The organism is Ruegeria sp. ABM4_193, from assembly GCF_056158705.1.
In genome coordinates this window covers 1501467-1518356 of sequence record NZ_JBSWTT010000001.1, presented here as the reverse complement: position 1 = coordinate 1518356, position 16890 = coordinate 1501467, and the positions used below count along the sequence as shown (strand labels likewise).

Annotated in this window: 17 protein-coding genes; 16 read left to right on the top strand and 1 reads right to left on the bottom strand. The window is 57.6% G+C overall.

Annotated features, from left to right (window positions below):
- The first annotated feature begins 109 nt into the window (after window positions 1-109).
- The 7 genes from ACXADZ_RS07650 (at window position 110) to ACXADZ_RS07620 (ending at window position 7284) form a co-directional block, all read left to right on the top strand.
- Window positions 110-1240, top strand: a complete 1131-nt coding sequence (locus tag ACXADZ_RS07650; protein ID WP_475194597.1) for a bifunctional 2-C-methyl-D-erythritol 4-phosphate cytidylyltransferase/2-C-methyl-D-erythritol 2,4-cyclodiphosphate synthase — start codon at window positions 110-112, stop codon at window positions 1238-1240.
- Complete coding sequence (locus ACXADZ_RS07645; RefSeq protein ID WP_475194594.1) at window positions 1237-1734, top strand: phosphatidylglycerophosphatase A family protein; 498 nt, start codon at window positions 1237-1239, stop codon at window positions 1732-1734. The genes ACXADZ_RS07650 and ACXADZ_RS07645 overlap by 4 nt, the downstream gene beginning before the upstream one ends.
- A complete protein-coding gene (locus ACXADZ_RS07640) occupies window positions 1731-2213 on the top strand; it encodes a CinA family protein (protein WP_475194592.1) in 483 nt (160 codons plus the stop codon). The genes ACXADZ_RS07645 and ACXADZ_RS07640 overlap by 4 nt, the downstream gene beginning before the upstream one ends.
- Window positions 2214-2400: 187 nt before the next feature.
- Window positions 2401-3582 (top strand): ammonium transporter, encoded by a 1182-nt coding sequence (locus ACXADZ_RS07635; RefSeq protein WP_475194590.1) that lies wholly within the window; start codon window positions 2401-2403, stop codon window positions 3580-3582.
- A 137-nt stretch (window positions 3583-3719) separates the two neighbouring features.
- Window positions 3720-4400 (top strand): orotate phosphoribosyltransferase, encoded by a 681-nt coding sequence (locus ACXADZ_RS07630; protein WP_171183461.1) that lies wholly within the window; start codon window positions 3720-3722, stop codon window positions 4398-4400.
- A gap of 225 nt (window positions 4401-4625) precedes the next feature.
- Complete coding sequence (locus tag ACXADZ_RS07625; RefSeq protein WP_171179946.1) at window positions 4626-6116, top strand: replicative DNA helicase; 1491 nt, start codon at window positions 4626-4628, stop codon at window positions 6114-6116.
- 121 nt (window positions 6117-6237) lie between these two features.
- Window positions 6238-7284 carry a Hint domain-containing protein gene (locus ACXADZ_RS07620; protein ID WP_475194587.1) on the top strand — a complete coding sequence of 349 codons (1047 nt, stop codon included), beginning with the start codon at window positions 6238-6240 and terminating at the stop codon, window positions 7282-7284.
- 37 nt (window positions 7285-7321) lie between these two features.
- Here the strand turns inward: ACXADZ_RS07620 and ACXADZ_RS07615 are convergent, their stop codons facing one another.
- Complete coding sequence (locus ACXADZ_RS07615) at window positions 7322-7861, bottom strand: GNAT family N-acetyltransferase (protein WP_475194586.1); 540 nt, start codon at window positions 7859-7861, stop codon at window positions 7322-7324.
- 240 nt (window positions 7862-8101) lie between these two features.
- On the opposite strand from ACXADZ_RS07615, the gene alr reads away from it, so the two are divergent.
- From alr to purF, 9 genes are all read left to right on the top strand, one after another.
- Window positions 8102-9136, top strand: coding sequence for an alanine racemase (gene alr / locus ACXADZ_RS07610; protein WP_475194585.1), 1035 nt, complete (start codon window positions 8102-8104; stop codon window positions 9134-9136).
- Entirely contained in the window at window positions 9133-9915 is a 783-nt protein-coding gene (locus tag ACXADZ_RS07605) for an MlaE family ABC transporter permease (protein WP_475194583.1), read from the top strand. Before alr ends, ACXADZ_RS07605 begins: the two co-directional genes overlap by 4 nt.
- Window positions 9912-10658, top strand: a complete 747-nt coding sequence (locus tag ACXADZ_RS07600) for an ABC transporter ATP-binding protein (protein ID WP_171237694.1) — start codon at window positions 9912-9914, stop codon at window positions 10656-10658. The genes ACXADZ_RS07605 and ACXADZ_RS07600 overlap by 4 nt, the downstream gene beginning before the upstream one ends.
- The gene (locus tag ACXADZ_RS07595; protein WP_475194580.1) at window positions 10655-11095 is read left to right on the top strand and encodes a hypothetical protein; all 441 of its coding nucleotides are present in this window, start codon (window positions 10655-10657) and stop codon (window positions 11093-11095) included. Before ACXADZ_RS07600 ends, ACXADZ_RS07595 begins: the two co-directional genes overlap by 4 nt.
- A gap of 14 nt (window positions 11096-11109) precedes the next feature.
- The gene (locus tag ACXADZ_RS07590) at window positions 11110-11562 is read left to right on the top strand and encodes a paraquat-inducible protein A (RefSeq protein WP_475194578.1); all 453 of its coding nucleotides are present in this window, start codon (window positions 11110-11112) and stop codon (window positions 11560-11562) included.
- A 150-nt stretch (window positions 11563-11712) separates the two neighbouring features.
- Entirely contained in the window at window positions 11713-12495 is a 783-nt protein-coding gene (locus tag ACXADZ_RS07585) for a DNA repair protein (RefSeq protein WP_475194575.1), read from the top strand.
- A gap of 122 nt (window positions 12496-12617) precedes the next feature.
- On the top strand, window positions 12618-13982 hold the full coding sequence (radA, locus tag ACXADZ_RS07580) for a DNA repair protein RadA (RefSeq protein ID WP_475194572.1): 1365 nt from the start codon (window positions 12618-12620) through the stop codon (window positions 13980-13982).
- Between the two features lie 40 nt (window positions 13983-14022).
- Window positions 14023-14616 (top strand): CvpA family protein, encoded by a 594-nt coding sequence (locus ACXADZ_RS07575; protein WP_475194569.1) that lies wholly within the window; start codon window positions 14023-14025, stop codon window positions 14614-14616.
- 653 nt (window positions 14617-15269) lie between these two features.
- Window positions 15270-16793: an amidophosphoribosyltransferase gene (purF, locus tag ACXADZ_RS07570; protein ID WP_475194568.1), complete on the top strand. Its 1524-nt coding sequence runs from the start codon at window positions 15270-15272 to the stop codon at window positions 16791-16793.
- Window positions 16794-16890 lie beyond the last annotated feature (97 nt).

The window sequence follows — 16890 nt, the reverse complement described above, 5'->3', positions numbered from 1 at the left end:
CAAGCCCGCAAAATCATCACATGCCTATTTTTTAATCGTTTTACCTTGGGTGATTGCCTCTGCTTTCACCGCCGCCTAAACACAGCCAAGACGAAGGAGCGCCCGAGACATGACCACAGCCGCCATTATAGTCGCCGCGGGGCGCGGGTTGCGCGCCGGAGGCGACGTGCCCAAGCAATGGCGCAGCCTTGCGGGGCGTCGCGTGGCCGACTGGACGATCGAGCAGTTTCGCGGACAGGTGGATCACATCGTTCTGGTGCTTTCTGACGAAGACACCCCCGCATGGGAAGAGTTTCGCAATTCAGATCTGATCCTGGCTTCGGGCGGATCAGATCGCTCAAGCTCGGTCCGGGGCGGATTGAAAGCCCTGGATGGACTGGGTGTACAACATGTTCTGATCCACGACGTGGCCCGCCCTTGTGTCTCATTACGCATCATACAGGACGTGCTGACCGCGCTGGAAACGCATCAGGCGGCCGCGCCGGGGCTTGCTGTCACGGATGCGCTGTGGGTTGGGCAAGACAACGCCGTAACGGGCACGCAGGACCGCAATGGCCTCTACGCCGCGCAAACACCGCAGGGGTTTCACTATGATGCTATCACTGCTGCCCACGCGGCCCATTCGGGCGAGGCGGCGGATGATGTGGAGGTCGCCCGCGCGGAAGGCCTTGATGTTTGCATTGTCCCCGGCGACGCAGACAATCTGAAAATCACCCGACCCGAGGATTTTGCCCGGGCGGAACGGATAATGGGAACGGATATGGATGTAAGGCTTGGCAACGGGTACGACGTGCACCGTTTTGGCGAAGGGGATCACGTTATCCTATGTGGCGTGAAGGTGCCTCATGGGCGCGGATTGCAGGGGCACTCGGATGCAGATGTTGGGATGCATGCCGTAACCGATGCGATCTATGGTGCTTTGGCGCAGGGTGACATTGGTCAACACTTCCCGCCCTCAGATCCGCAATGGAAGGGTGCTGCCAGCGAGATTTTTCTGCGCCATGCGGTCGAGCTGGCCGGGCAAATGGGATACCGCATTTCGAATGTCGATTGCACCTTGGTCTGCGAGTATCCAAAGATAGGCCCTCATGCCGCTGCCATGCGCGCTGAAATGTCTAAAATCATGGGGTTAAGCGCAGATCAGGTCTCGGTCAAGGCCACCACATCTGAGCGTTTAGGCTTTACTGGTCGCAGCGAAGGGATCGCCTCGCTTGCCACAGCCTGCTTGGTGAAGGCATGACTGCGGCGCAGGTGATCGGCACCGTTGGCGGCGTCGGCTATTTGCGCCCTGCCCCCGGAACCTGGGGATCCCTGGCGGCGTTGCCGATGGTTTGGGTGCTGCACACGCTGGGTGGGTTTCCCCTGCTGGCACTTGCAACGCTGGCCGTTTTTGTTGGCGGCCTTTGGGCGACCCGCGTGATGACCGAGGGCCAAGATGATCACGACCCGTCAGAAATCGTCGTTGATGAGGTCGCAGGCCAGTTCATCGCGCTTTGGGCGATTTCTTACCCGTCTTGGGCCCATGGGATCGACATTACCGCCCTTTGGCCAGGCTGGGTTGCCGGGTTCATCCTGTTCCGCCTGTTCGATATCACCAAGCCCGGCCCCGTAGGCTGGGCCGACAGGCGTGGCGATCCGATGGGCGTTATGCTCGACGACGTCATCGCAGGCGTTTTCGCAGCCATCGGCGTGATGATACTGGCGGGAATAGCACACGGAGTACTGGGCCTGTGAACGTGAGCAAGCTGTTGGATCTTGCCAAGGCGCAGGGCGTGATGATCGCCACGGCTGAAAGCTGTACGGGCGGGATGGTGGCTGCGGTCCTGACCGATATTCCCGGCAGCTCCGCTGTGGTTGACCGGGGCTTTGTCACTTACACCAACGCAGCCAAAAAGGACATGCTGGGCGTTTTGGCCGAGACGCTGACCGCGCATGGCGCAGTGTCAGAGGAAGTCGCCCGCGAGATGGCAGACGGAGCCCTACGCCATTCTAAGGCGCAGCTTGCCGTTTCGATCACCGGCATTGCCGGACCGGGCGGGTCCGAGTTCAAACCGGAAGGGCGTGTGTGTTTCGGACTGGCCCGCGATGGTCAGGACACACAGACCGAAACCATCGAATTTGGCGCGTTGGGTCGGGATGCTGTGCGTCTGGCGGCGCGGGATCACGCGTTAGAGCTGCTCAAAAACGAGCTTTCACAAGCGCCCATTATTTAGGCGCACCGCATCAAAAGATGCAAAAACTGTCATCACTTGAACAAAAGGCGACATTTTAAGCGCCTTTTGCAAGTCTGCCTCTTTTTTCCTCACTCCCCCTCGGTTTCAAGGCTGCGCACACACTCACACGGGTCCGGAGAGCTGCCGAACAGCCCCCTGACCAAACGCAGGGGAAAGGAGAGGGCCCATGAATGGAGCCGATACAGCCTGGATCATCGTTGCAACCGCACTGGTCCTTTTCATGACATTGCCGGGCCTTGCGCTGTTCTACGGTGGGCTTGTACGTGCCCGAAATGTGCTCAGCGTGTTCATGCACTGCTTCTCAATTGCCTGTTTGATGAGCATCTTGTGGCTGGTTGCAGGCTACTCGATCGCCTTTGGTCCTGGAGAAAGCGGGGTTTGGGGTGGTTTGGGCAAAGCGTTCCTGAACGGTGTTGATGCCGATAGCCTTGCGGGTACCCTGCCCGAGATCCTGTTCTTCGCCTTTCAGATGACCTTTGCGATCATCACACCGGCCTTGATCGTTGGCGCCTATGTCGAACGTGTCGGCTTTGGCTTTGTTCTGACCTTTTCCGCCCTTTGGATGCTGCTCTGTTACGCGCCGGTCGTCCATTGGATCTGGGGCGGCGGTATGCTGGCTGATGGCGGTATTCTGGGTGAGATCGGTGTACGCGACTTTGCGGGCGGAATCGTTGTCCATGAAACCGCGGGTCTGGCCGCTCTGATCATCGCCGTCATACTTGGCCCGCGCCGCAACCGTACCACCCCCCCGCACAACCCCGGCTACGTCATGGTTGGAGCAGCAATGCTGTGGGTCGGTTGGTTCGGCTTCAATGGCGGATCACAACTGGCCGCAGATGGCGGCGCCGCAATGGCCATGACCGTCACGCATCTGTCCGCCGCAACTGCGTCGCTGACCTGGGCCCTGTGGGAACGTATCCGCTTTGGCAAGGCTTCGATGGTTGGTCTGGTCACAGGAACCATTGCCGGTCTGGCCTCGATCACCCCGGCATCCGGCTTTGTGGGTCCGGTACAAGCGCTGATCATAGGTGCGGTCGCCGGTGTCCTGTGTCAGGAAGCCGTCAGTGTCATCCGCAACAAGCTGAACATCGACGACACACTGGATGTCTTTGCGGTGCATGGCGTCGGCGGCATTTTCGGCACCATCATGATCGCTGCGTTTGGCCTTGGCACATGGACAGCGCAATTGGGCGGGCTTGTGATCGTGGGTGCCTTTACGGCAGTTGTCACAATTGTGTTGGTGAAGGTGGTTGCACTTATCACCCCGCTTCGCGTAGACGCCGAAACCGAAACAAATGGGCTCGATCTTTCGGTACACGGGGAACGCGCCTACGACATGAGCAGCTAAGCCCACCTTGGCGCTCTGCCCGAAAGGGCGAAAAGCGGACCTCTTGGGGGTCCGCTTTTCTTTTGCGACCCTCTCGACTCTGGGCCAGCGCTCGGGCTATCAGCCCGCAACGTGTTTTCAGCCCCGAGGTTTGCGCCATGATCCCCAGTTCCTTTCCCGACAGCACCGAAATCGCCCGCCTGACCGCGCGGATGCTGCTGGAGATCAAGGCCGTTCATTTCAATGCGCGCGAGCCCTTCACTCTGGCCAGCGGACTGCCCAGCCCGACTTACATCGACTGTCGCAAGCTGATCTCGTACCCGCGTATCCGGTCGACCTTGATGGATTTCCTGACCGTCACAGTGATGCGCGATGCCGGGTTCGAAGCGTTCGACAACATCGCAGGCGGCGAGACGGCAGGCATCCCCTTTGCCGCCATGGTGGCCGAGCGCATGGCGCTGCCGATGACCTATGTGCGCAAGAAACCCAAAGGCTATGGTCGCAACGCCCGCATCGAAGGCGCGATGAGTGAAGGCGAGCGTGTGCTGCTGGTCGAGGACCTGACCACCGATGGTGGCAGCAAGCTGTCTTTTGTGGACGCTATCCGCGAAACCGGCGCGACCTGCGGGCATACTGCGGTGATTTTCTACTATGGCATTTTCCCCGAAACCGAAAAGACGCTGGGCGACCACGGCGTAAAGCTGCATTCGCTGTGCACATGGTGGGATGTTCTTGCCGAAGCCAAGGCGCAGAAAGCCTTTGACCAAGAGACACTTGACGGTGTTGAGGCGTTCCTGAACGATCCGCGTGGCTGGCAAGAAGCCAATAAATCCACGTAAACCTCTTGTGGGCAAATTGGGGATAAGTGCATAAGAATCGGGGCATGGGCCACGATATCTGGTGACTTTTCCCTCATTTCATACATAATAAGCTACGCATACGCAGGTATCCAAACGGTCCGGAAAGTTATCCCTAGGCTTTACCCCAACTTAGCCACAGGTATTTCCAGATAGCTTGCGGTGGCGTTTCGCGTGTAAAACCCCCTAACGGGCAGCGGGGACAAGATGAACGAGATCAGCAGTATCGAGCAGGCAGCGGCGCAGATTCAAAACGCGGAAACCATGCCGCATTCCATCGAGGCCGAGCAGCAATTGCTGGGCGCGATTCTGACCAATAACGATCTGTATGACCGGGTGGCTTCGATTATCGGGGCCGAGCATTTCTATGATCCGGTCCATGCCCGGATTTATGAAGTCGCCGCCGCCCGTATCGCCAAGAACGCGCTGGCGTCACCTGTCACGCTGAAATCGTTCATGGGCGAAGACGAGGGTCTGAAAGAACTGGGCGGTCCGGCCTATCTGGTCAAGCTGGCCGGGGCCTCGATCAGTGCCTTCGCGGTGCATGACTACGCCCAGATGATCTATGACCTCGCCATTCGGCGCGAGTTGATCCGTCTTGGCCGCGATATCTCGGACAAGGCCGCGCGGGTCGAAGTCAGCAGTGAGCCCAAAGAACAAATCGTCGAGGCCGAGCAGCAGCTCTATCAGCTATCCGAGCAGGGCCAGACCGAACAAGGTTTTCAATCCTTCCTCAAGGCGGTCACAGAAGCCGTCAACGTCACCAATGAAGCCTACCAGCGTGGTGGCGGCATGGCGGGGATATCCACCGGTCTGGCCGACTTGGACAAGCAATTGGGTGGCCTGCACCCCTCTGACCTGATCATTCTGGCCGGACGTCCGTCGATGGGGAAAACCTCGCTGGCGACGAACGTGGCGTTCAACGTGGCCAAAGCCTACAAACGCGGACAGAAGCCGGATGGATCAGAAGGCGCGATTGACGGTGGTGTGGTCGGGTTCTTCTCACTTGAGATGAGCGCCGAGCAATTGGCGGGCCGTGTGCTGGCCGAAGCGTCCGAGATTTCCAGCCACAAGATCCGTCAGGGTGACATGACCGAGGCCGAGTTCCGCCGCTTCGTCGATGCAGCCAAGGAACTGGAAGCTTGCCCCCTGTTCATCGACGACACGCCTGCCCTGCCGATATCACAGCTTGCCGCCCGCGCGCGGCGGTTGAAGCGGACGCATGGGCTGGACCTGCTGGTGATCGACTATCTGCAGCTTTGCCGCGGTATGTCAGACAACCGGGTAAACGAGATTGCTGAAATTTCGATGGGCATGAAAGCCATCGCCAAGGAATTGAACATCCCGGTCATCGCGCTGTCACAGCTGAGCCGTCAGGTGGAAAACCGTGACGATAAGCGCCCACAGCTGTCTGACCTGCGGGAATCGGGCTCGATCGAACAGGATGCGGACGTGGTGATGTTTGTGTTCCGCGAGGAGTATTACAAAGAACGCGAAAAGCCCGGCGATCATGAGCTGGAAAAGATGGAAGAGTGGAAGCAGGCCATGGAACGCCTGCACGGCAAGGCCGAGGTCATTGTTGGCAAGCAGCGCCACGGTCCAATCGGCACGGTCGAGCTTTCGTTCGAAGCCCAGTTCACCCGCTTTGGCAATCTTGTTAAACCCTGGCAACAGGGCGGCGAAATCGAGGGATACTGATCACACTGCTTCTGACAATGGGTACGCCGCTGGTCGAACTGGTGGCGTAGTTTTTAGGCTGTGTTAAGGTAGATAAAGTTAACCTGCACAGCACGCTCATACTGGTCGGAGGCCCCTAGTTTTGCCCGCGATCATCTCGGAAATCAGGTATCGGAACGGCCCGAATTTTGCGCCGGACGGGGATTTCATTGAAGTCCGTGTGCCGACCGGAACGGATGTCACCGGGCTTCAGGTTGATGTCTATAATTCAAATGGCACAGTGCGCAGTTCCACAGATGTCGACACCGCGACAATGACGACGGTGGGCGGCTTCGACTATTACGTGGTCACGGCCCGTATCAACCGATTGGGCGCTGTCTCATTGTCCGACAACGGTTCGGTTCTCAGCTTTGTGTCCTTCGATGCGCAGATAACGGCCACCCAGGGTCCGGCCAACGGTCAGACCTCAACCCAGATCGGCAGCAATGGCACAGATGACACGTCTTCGTTGTCCTCAACCGATGGGGTGAATTATGTCCAGGATCCAAATCCAAGTCCCGGCGCCCCTTGTTTCACCTCGGACACGTTGATTCTGACCGATCAGGGCGAGGTCCACGTTCAGGACATCGAACCCGGAATGCGCGTCATGACAACCGATGGCACCCCGGAAACGGTACGAATGCGCCTGTCACGAACCCTGCGACACGCGGATCTTTTGAAGAAGCGGAAACTGTACCCGGTCTGCATCATGGCTGGTTCATTGGGTCATGGTTTACCGCGCCGTGACCTGATTGTATCGCGCCAACATCGGATGTTGGTCCGCTCTGCTATTGCGCAGCGGATGTTTGCAACGCGGGACGTTTTGATCTCGGCCATTCGATTGACCGAGTTGCCTGGCATATACGTCGACGATTTGGCCACCAAAGTGACCTATCATCACCTCGTTTTTGAGCGTCACGTTGTTCTGTTTGCAGAAGGCGCGCCAAGTGAAAGCCTTTTTACCGGACCAGAAGCGTTGAAATCGCTTTCACCAGAAGCGCAACAGGAGATGCTCAAATTGTTCCCGTCCCTGATCAGCGATCAAGAAATGGCACCTGCTTGCCATATCCCCAGCGGACGGCGGCAAAGGACACTGGTTGCCCGCCACATACGCAACAGCAAGGCGATGCTTGATCAACCTGTGTTCTAAAGGCAAATCCCGTTGCGTGGCTTCAGCTTATTGAGGGTCACCAAAGCGTTGGATTATTCAACGCAGCCACGCAATGCGACGGGCCAGTCAGTGACGTCATTTCCCGACCGTTCAACGCTTGCCCCAACCACCCATGCGGATGGCTCAGCGGCAGTGGCGGTTGCGCAGTGTCCTCAGTAATCTGCGTGAAACCCGTTTTACAATAGTACCCAGGATCACCGTAGGTCAGAGCAACATCCACTCCTGTGGCCCGCAGTTGGTCCAGCCCGTAGGAAATCAACGCTTGGCCAACACCAGTTTTCTGGCTGCCTGTGGTGACGGCCATCGGCGACAGAATGAACACAGAACGCGTATCCTGTGGATACACGACCCGAGAAAAGATGGCGCATCCCAGCAACTCGTGATGGCGATGTGCTGTACACACGACCAGATCCTCATGTGGGGTGGTTTCGATCAGGTCTTGCACAAACGCGCCGATCAGCGCGCCTTCATCCTCTCCTTCGGATGCTGAAAAAACATCCGCAAACAACTGCACCAAAGTAGAAGGATCTGGTGTTAGCCCCGTCGAAAACTCCATAATTTGCGTACTCCTACTGCTGCGGTCCCGAGTGTATTGCGATGGGACGATCACGCTCTCAAGATCGTTTTAACATCAATGTGAAGACAATCTCAAAACCGATCCTGTACAGCGACAAACCGCCAAAATCTCTTGGTTTTCGGCACTTTTCGTCGATTGCGGCAACGTGGCAACGGAATACGTTACGGAAATGCGCCATTCCCTCTTGACCTTGGACGGCGCAATGTCATGAACAGTTCCATGAGTACTGCACGTTTGACGATCAATCTTCAGGCGCTGGCCAGCAACTGGCGGGCGCTTGATGCGAAGACCGGGGTTGAGACTGGGGCCGTGGTCAAGGCCGATGCCTATGGGCTGGGGGCCGGGCCGGTTAGCGATATGCTGGCCGAAGAAGGCGTTCGCAAGTTCTTTGTCGCCGTTGCTGAGGAAGGCGCTGCGGTGCGCGAGGCCGTGGGTCCAGGCCCGATGATCGGTGTCTTTTCCGGGCATATGGAAGGCGACACAGATCTGTTGCGCGCGCACGACCTGACCCCCCTGATCAACTCGGCTGAGCAGTTTAAGCGCCATGAACAAGCGCTGCCTGATCACACATTCGGGATTCAACTGGACAGCGGCATGAACCGTCTGGGGCTTGAGCCCGCCGACTGGGCGGAACTGCGCCCAAAAGCTGAGGCTTTGAACCCGTCGGTGGTCATGTCTCATCTGGCCTGTTCGGACGAACCGGATCACCCGATGAACCAGCAGCAGTTGAAAACGTTCCGCGAGATGACCGACGGCGTCACCGCACCGCGGTCACTGGCCGCAACCGGTGGCACGTTTCTGGGGCCGGAATTCCATTTCGATTTCTGCCGTCCGGGCATCGGCCTCTATGGCGGCCTGCCCTTTGCCGGTGCCAAACCGGTTGTCACCGTTGATTTACCCGTCATCCAGGTGCGTAAACTGGAGGTCGGAGAAACGGTTGGCTATGGCAACAGCTGGGTGGCGCGCCGCCCGTCGCGTATCGCCACTGTTGCTGCGGGATATGCGGATGGCCTGCATCGCGCCATCGGTGGTGGGATTGACACATTTGCCGGAAACCAGCCCTGCCCGGTGGTCGGACGGATTTCGATGGACCTGATCACCGTGGACGTGACCGATCTGCCCCATGACCCGGAACGCCTGCGTATTCTCAACGGCCATCAGACCGTCGACGATCTGGCCGAAGCTGCCGGAACGATTGGGTATGAGATCCTGACATCCTTGGGCAATCGCTATTCGCGGGGCTATGTGGAATGAACCCAATTTCCGCGCTAGGGGGGCTGGGCCGCGCCGTACTAAGCCTGTTTGCGGCCTTTGGCCGTGTTGCATTGTTCGCGCTGGATGCCATCTCGCACATTCTGCGCCCGCCCTTCTATCCGCGCGAGTTCGGAATGGCGCTGCTGAACATCGGCTGGCTGTCCCTGCCCGTGGTTGGCCTGACCGCGATCTTCACCGGCGGCGCATTGGCGTTGCAGATCTACGCCGGCGGCGCGCGTTTCAACGCCGAAGCGGTGGTGCCTCAGATCGTCGCCATTGGCATGGTACGAGAGCTTGGCCCGGTGCTGGTCGGCCTGATGATTGCTGCCCGCGTAACTTCTTCCATCGCGGCCGAAATCGCCACGATGAAAGTGACCGAACAGATCGACGCGCTTGTCACGCTGTCGACCCATCCAATGAAATACCTGACCGCCCCACGCGTCTTGGCCGCGCTGATTACCGTGCCCGCCCTGGTCGCGGTGGGTGACATCATCGGCATTGCCGGAGGCTACACGGTTGCCACTCAAAACCTTGGCTTCAACCCGGCGGCTTATCTGAAAAACACCGTGGATTTCCTTGAAACCCGCGACATCGTCTCATCACTGGTCAAAGGCGCGGCCTTTGGCCTGATCGCGGCCATCATGGGCTGTTACTATGGCATGAATTCCGGTCGCGGCGCGCAAGGCGTGGGCCGCGCCACCAAAGGCTCGGTCGAGGCCGCAGCTGTGCTGATCCTGGCCGCAAACTTCGTTCTCACAGGGGTATTCTTCTCGCTATGATCCGGATGGAGAACGTACATAAAGCCTTTGGCGACAACCACGTATTGCAAGGTCTTAACCTTGAGATCCCAAAGGGCACCTCGATGGTCATCATCGGAGGGTCGGGCACCGGGAAGTCGGTGGCGCTGAAATGTATCCTTGGCCTGATCCACCCCGACAGCGGCATGATTTATGTGGACGGCAAAGACGCCAGCAAAGGCGACCGCGACGCGTTTCTGGCCCGGTTCGGGATGCTGTTTCAGGGGGCGGCGCTGTTTGATTCACTGACCGTCTGGCAGAACGTCGCCTTCCGCTTGCTGCGTGGGTCTCTGAAACGTCCGACAGAAGAAGCGCGCGAAATCGCCATAGAAAAACTGCGTCGTGTGGGCCTAAAATCCGACGTCGCCGACCGCTTTCCGGCAGAGCTGTCGGGCGGGATGCAAAAACGTGTCGGCCTTGCCCGCGCCATCGCCGCCGAGCCCGAGATCATCTTTTTCGACGAACCCACCACCGGCCTTGACCCGATCATGTCCGGCGTCATCAACGATCTGATCCGTGAAATCGTGACCGAGATGGGCGCCACCGCGATGACCATCACCCATGACATGAGCTCGGTCCGCGCGATTGCCGACAATGTCGCCATGCTGCACGGAGGTGTCATCCAATGGACCGGTCCCGTCGGGCAGATGGATGCCTCGGGTGATCCCTATGTCGAGCAGTTCATCAGCGGGAGTGCAGAGGGGCCGATTGAGGCGGTTCGGTGATTGGCGAAAGAACTCTGCTTGAAGTCTCTGACTTTGTCAGAGATTTGGGTATCTATTATGTAGCCAGCCTTTTTTTCGCCAGAGCAATCGGCTCGGTAGTCGACGGCACCAAGTTAGCTTCCAAACGTTTCTGGACGTCAAGCACCATGGCAATTAAACGACCTAGTGGAAATGATGTCAGTGTTGCGTCCAAAGCTAAATTCAGCCTCACGAGAACTATTGTCGTTTGGACAGCGTTCTTTGTGATTATTTATCTCTCACTTTATGCTTTTTACTGGGCGCGCTACGCAGAGATTCCCTTAGTCAACTTTGCAATTGGTGCATTTTTACTTGTGTGCGGTTTGTTCGTGCGAAGAGACTATTTGCGCGAATGGGACAATTCACGGATTAATCCGGACGTCGCTTGTTTTCTGATCTGTTTATTCCTTCTTGTTTGACAAATAGTAAGAGAATGCTCCTCCGCCTCGCCACCCTCTCGCTCCTGATCCTCTACCCCATCGCTTGGTTCGCCCCGCTGATGCGCGCGGGGTTCCTGCCGATCTTCGGCCTCAGCGAAATCAGCGTCATCACCGGGCTGCAATCCCTGTGGAAATCCGACGTCTTCCTTGCGCTGATCGTCACCATCTTCGCCCTCTTCGCCCCCTACATCAAAACCATCGGCACCGCGCTGATCCAATGGAACCTGCTGGATGCCCGCGTCCAACCCTCGCTGAACATCCTCGGCAAACTGGCCATGGCAGACATTTTCCTGATCGCGCTTTACATCACATTGGCCAAGGGAATCTCTTACGCGACCATCGAAACCGCATGGGGCCTTTATCTGTTCACGGCCTGTATTCTGGCCTCGATCGCACTTGGCCATATTACAGAGATGACATCTGGTTCACGAAAAGCTCAGACCTAATTGATTGAAAACACATATCTAAGTATCATCTTTTTATTTCGAGCAGATAAGATTTGTAGTTTTCGGGTCCGCAGCGGATCGCCCTAAGTTGTTTGATCTTCCTCCGCTTCGGCCCGGTGTGTTCCGGTTTGAAAAAGGAGTTCGACGATCATGGCCGCCCTCCACAACATCACATTGCAATGTCAGAATGCCTTTTTAAGATTGACTTTTTTACTGATTTGCATCGCGGCCCTGCTGGCCGTTTCAACCACGATTTTATCCGCTTTGGGCGTGTTGCCCTGGCTTTCAATGCAGGCCGGATTCGGCGATGGACCGGCGACGGATGCCGGGATGTTCATCCAGATCGGGCTGACCGCACTGATTCTCATGCTGGCGTTTTATCTGCCGGCAAACGCGCGAATGATGGCATTGGAAAACAACCATCGCAAATTTGCCCTTAACATGTATGACATCGCGAACGCGTATCAGATGGCCCATGCCGCCGACCGAGGCGGGCTGTTCATGATGTCGTCCGAGTTCGACGCCGTCAAAGAGCGTATGGCGTTTCTGCGCCAGCACCCTGACCTGCAATCGCTTGAACCTGAGATTCTGGAACTGGCTGCACAAATGAGCCAGATCAGCCAGGAATTGGCCGAGACTTATGGCGACGCTCGGGTCGAACGGGCGCAGATGTTCCTGCAACAACGGCAGCAAGAGATTGAGCTGTTCCAGCAACGTTTGGAAGAGGCTCAGGTTATCCAAAACGAATTGCGCCAATGGACGCGCGACGTGGAAATGGAAGAGACCATCGCCAAATCGCAATTGGCACGCTTGCGGGATGAACTGTTCGAGCTGTTGCCCGAACTATCGACTCAGTTGCAAACACCACGCAAAGACAGCACCTCAAAGGCGTCCAGCGTGGTTGCGATGTCCCCCCCTCGGGCGGCGGAATAGGCGCGTCAGCGCCCGCTGTGGGCGATGGCCCGTTCGGGGCCTGAGGCCGCAGCGCGCCACCGGTGGTGAGGAAAGCCCGCAAGGGCTTGAAGAACCGCCCAAGCTCGGGCACCAAAGGCCGCATGGCAAAAACGACTTCTTTCTCTTGCTCGGCCTGCGGAGCAACACATACGCGATGGTCCGGACGCTGCGACGCGTGCGGCGAATGGAACACAATCGTCCAGGACGTGCCCCTTTCGGCTGGCCCGACCAAGAAATCCCTCGGCGGCAAACGCGGCCAGTCCATTGCACTCACGGATTTGTCGACCGAGGAAACCCCACCGCACCGCACCCTTTGCGGGGTCGAGGAACTTGACCGGGTGTTGGGCGGTGGTCTGGTCCCGGCCTCTGCCCTTTTGGTGGGAGGAGATCCGGGCATCGGTAAATCCACGCTGCTATTGCAGGCTGCTGCCCGGTTTGCGCGTGCCGGCGTCAAAACCATCTACGTCTCGGGCGAGGAAGCCAGTGCACAGGTTCGGATGCGCGCACGTCGCCTTGGGCTTGAGGACGCGCCAGTCCAACTGGCCGCAGAAACCAACCTGCGCGACATCCTTACGACGCTTGAGGCCGAAAAGCCCGGTCTGGCGATCATCGACTCGATCCAGACCATGTGGGCCGACAATGTGGACAGCGCGCCCGGATCGGTATCACAAGTCCGGGCCGCAGCCCATGAATTGACCACATTTGCGAAACGACATGGCGTTTCGATCATCATGGTCGGCCACGTTACGAAAGAAGGTCAGATCGCGGGCCCGCGCGTGGTCGAACACATGGTCGACACTGTACTGTATTTCGAGGGCGAACGCGGCCACCAGTTCCGCATCCTGCGCGCGGTCAAGAACCGCTTTGGCCCCGCTGATGAGATCGGTGTGTTCGAGATGACGGGCAAAGGGTTGGCTCAGGTCACGAACCCTTCGGCCTTGTTCCTGTCGGAACGCGGCACGCCCAGCCCCGGTTCGGCTGTGTTTGCAGGCATTGAAGGCACCCGCCCCGTTCTGGTCGAATTGCAGGCCCTTGTCGCCCCTTCGCCCCATTCCCAGCCTCGCCGCACGGTTGTTGGATGGGACAGCGGGCGGCTGGCCATGATCCTTGCTGTGCTCGAGGCGCGCTGCGGAATCCCGTTTGCTGGCCTTGATGTCTATCTAAACGTCGCCGGAGGGTTAAAGGTCAGCGAACCCGCCGCAGACCTCGCGGTTGCCGCTGCGTTACTCAGCGCGCGTGAAGACACCGCCCTGCCCGCCGACACCGTCGTTTTCGGAGAAATCTCGCTATCAGGGGCACTTAGACCCGCTCCGCAGACAGAAAACAGGTTGAAAGAAGCTCAAAAACTTGGTTTCACAGCGGCAATTGCTCCGGCAGGTGGCAAAACCGGCACTGTGGCAGGTCTGTCACTCACCCGACCCTCTGATTTGGTTGGGTTTGTTGGCGAAACCTTCGGAGCAGGTTAAAGTCGCGCCTTGAGGGGCAGAAAACGAACAGGCGAGGGCCATGGAAGGTTTTACAATAATTGACGGGGTCGTCGCCCTGGTCATCGTGCTATCGGGCTTATTGGCCTACTCACGTGGTTTCATGCGCGAAGTTCTGGCCATCGCTGGCTGGGTCGCAGCGGCTGTTCTGGCGTTCATCTTTGCTCCGCAGGCCGTTCCACTGGTCAAGGAGATCCCCGTAGTCGGAGATTTCCTACGCGACAGTTGCGAGCTTTCGGTCATCACCGGCTTTGCTGCAGTCTTTGCCGTGGCGCTGATCGTGGTCAGCATTTTCACGCCGTTGTTTTCGTCGCTTGTCCAACGTTCGGCCCTGGGCGGTCTGGATCAGGCGCTTGGTCTGTTCTTTGGCATCGCGCGGGGCATCCTGTTGGTTGCGATCGCTTTCTTTGTCTACGACACCGTCATGACCGGCCAATCTTACACAGTTGTCGACGAAAGCCGCTCGGCCAAGGTGTTCGAACAGTTCAGCGGTCAGATCGAAGAACAAAACCCCGAGGCTGCTTTGGGCTGGGTTACCGCACAGTACGAAGAGCTGGTGGCCAGCTGCACCGCAGGCAACACCCAGCCTGCGACCACTGCACCTGCGGAAGGCTAAACACCGCCCAATCCATGTTTCATCGAAAGCCCGGTTCTGACAGGGCTTTTTTCTTGTGGGTCAGGTGAAACCTTCGCCGCCGCATACAGTGCATTTGATCGTTTTTAATCCGAAGCACCCATCACACCGGCTGGAGATCGGTTTACCAAGAATATCGCGGCTTTTGACAACTTCGCCCGCGCCATTGCAGATCTGACAGGGCGCGCGCCCCATGCCCCGGCATCGATGGCACCGTTGCTTGACCCGTTCCGGTTTCTTTTGCTGAGACTTATGTTGCCACATTCGGATCCTCTGGGTGTTTCTCCAATCCAGACTTATACATATTCATGCGCATGACAGCATATATGACTGCACATGTCATCCGTTTCCCGAACATCAGCCGTTGTGCACAATTTCAGCCTGCGGCAATTGGTAAATGTGATCCTTTGATGACAGCCACGCCATTAGGCTTTATGTGGAGGCCAACCCGCCACGGAATCGGAGCCACCGATCTTGTTCTTTCTGTATGAATGCGCGCTGGTCGTGATGATGGTCGCCCTATTGGCGTCACTTTCTTCTGCCTCAAATACACCCGCGCACGCGTCACAGATTGTCCGAAGCCGTAAAGCGGTCAATCCTCAGATCAAATCGTCATAGAAGTTGGAGCCCCGTAAATGTGTGGGATTTTGGGAATCGCTAGCCGGACACATGATGTGTTTGCCGAGATCTATGACGGGCTGCTGATGCTGCAGCATCGGGGTCAGGATGCCTCGGGGATCGTGACCTTTAATGGCGAGTTTTTCCGGGAAAAGAAGGCCAACGGACTGGTCAAGGATGTTTTCAATGCTCAGGACGCGGAAACCCTTCTGGGCCATGTCGGTATGGGCCATGTCCGGTATCCCACCGCAGGTTCGCTCAGCGCGGCCGAAGCGCAACCGTTCTTTGTGAACGCGCCATATGGCATCTATCTTGTTCACAACGGCAACATCACAAACACCGCTGAACAGCGCGAGAAGGTTACAGGCAAATACAGCCGACACCTGCGCACCACGTCAGATTCAGAAATCCTGTTGAACGTGCTGGCCGACAAAGTGGCTGACGCGATCAAGGTGAACGGCAATGCAGAACCCATCCGCAACCTGTTTGCAGGTGTGAAGATGACGATGGAGCGGGTTCAGGGCGCTTATTCCGTGATCTGCTTGGTCGCAGGCGTTGGGATGCTGGCCTTCCGCGATCCGTTTGGCATTCGCCCCTTGTCGGTTGCGAAACGCACAGTGGACGGCGCAGGGGATGATTATGCGTTCGCCTCGGAAGATGTGGCCTTTGGCATCAACGGATTTGAAAAGCTGCGTGACCTGCGCCCGGGTGAAGCGATCCTGATCGATCTGGGCGGCAACATGCACGAATTTCAAGCAGTTGAAGGCAAGCTGACGCCCTGTATCTTTGAGTATGTCTATCTGGCCCGCCCGGACTCACTGCTGGACGGTGTTTCGGTCTACAAGACCCAGATGCGCATGGGTCAGACACTGGCCAAGCAGATTCAGGAGTCCGGCCTGGAAATCGACCGGATTATCCCGGTACCCGACAGCGCCCGCCCCGTGGCGTTGGAAGCTGCCAAGATCACAGGCATCCCGTATCGTGAAGGTCTGGTGAAAAACCGCTATGTCGGGCGCACCTTCATCATGCCGGGTCAGGCAGAGCGACAGAAATCCGTTCGCCGCAAGCTGAACGCCGTGCCGCTGGAATTTGATGGTCACAGTGTTCTGCTGATCGACGATTCCATCGTACGCGGGAACACTATTAAAAAGATCGTTCAGATGTGCCGCGACGCCGGTGCCAAAAAGGTCTATGTCGCCAGCGCCTCGCCCCCAGTGAAATATCCCAACGTCTACGGCATCGACATGCCGACCAAGGCCGAACTGATCGCAAACGGCAAAGAGATCGAAGAAATCCGGGAAGAATTGGGCGCGGACGCACTGTTCTATCAGCATCTGGATGACCTGATCTGGGCCGCCAAAGAAGGCAACCCCGAGATCGAAGCCTTTGACTGCTCGTGCTTTGACGGAAACTATATTACCGGCAGCGTCAGCGAGGATTATCTGGACAATCTGGAAAACAGCAGCCGCGTCAGCCAGAAACGTGCAGATATGCAGGTTCCGGGCGGTTCCTGGAACGCAGCAAAGCTGGCGTCTGGCTAAACGGGCCTACATTTACCACCCCACGCTAAGGGCGAATGATTCGCTTTATCAGCTTGGCGACTGCACTCGTTTCGAACCGTTGTAATGAGTGGGTTTT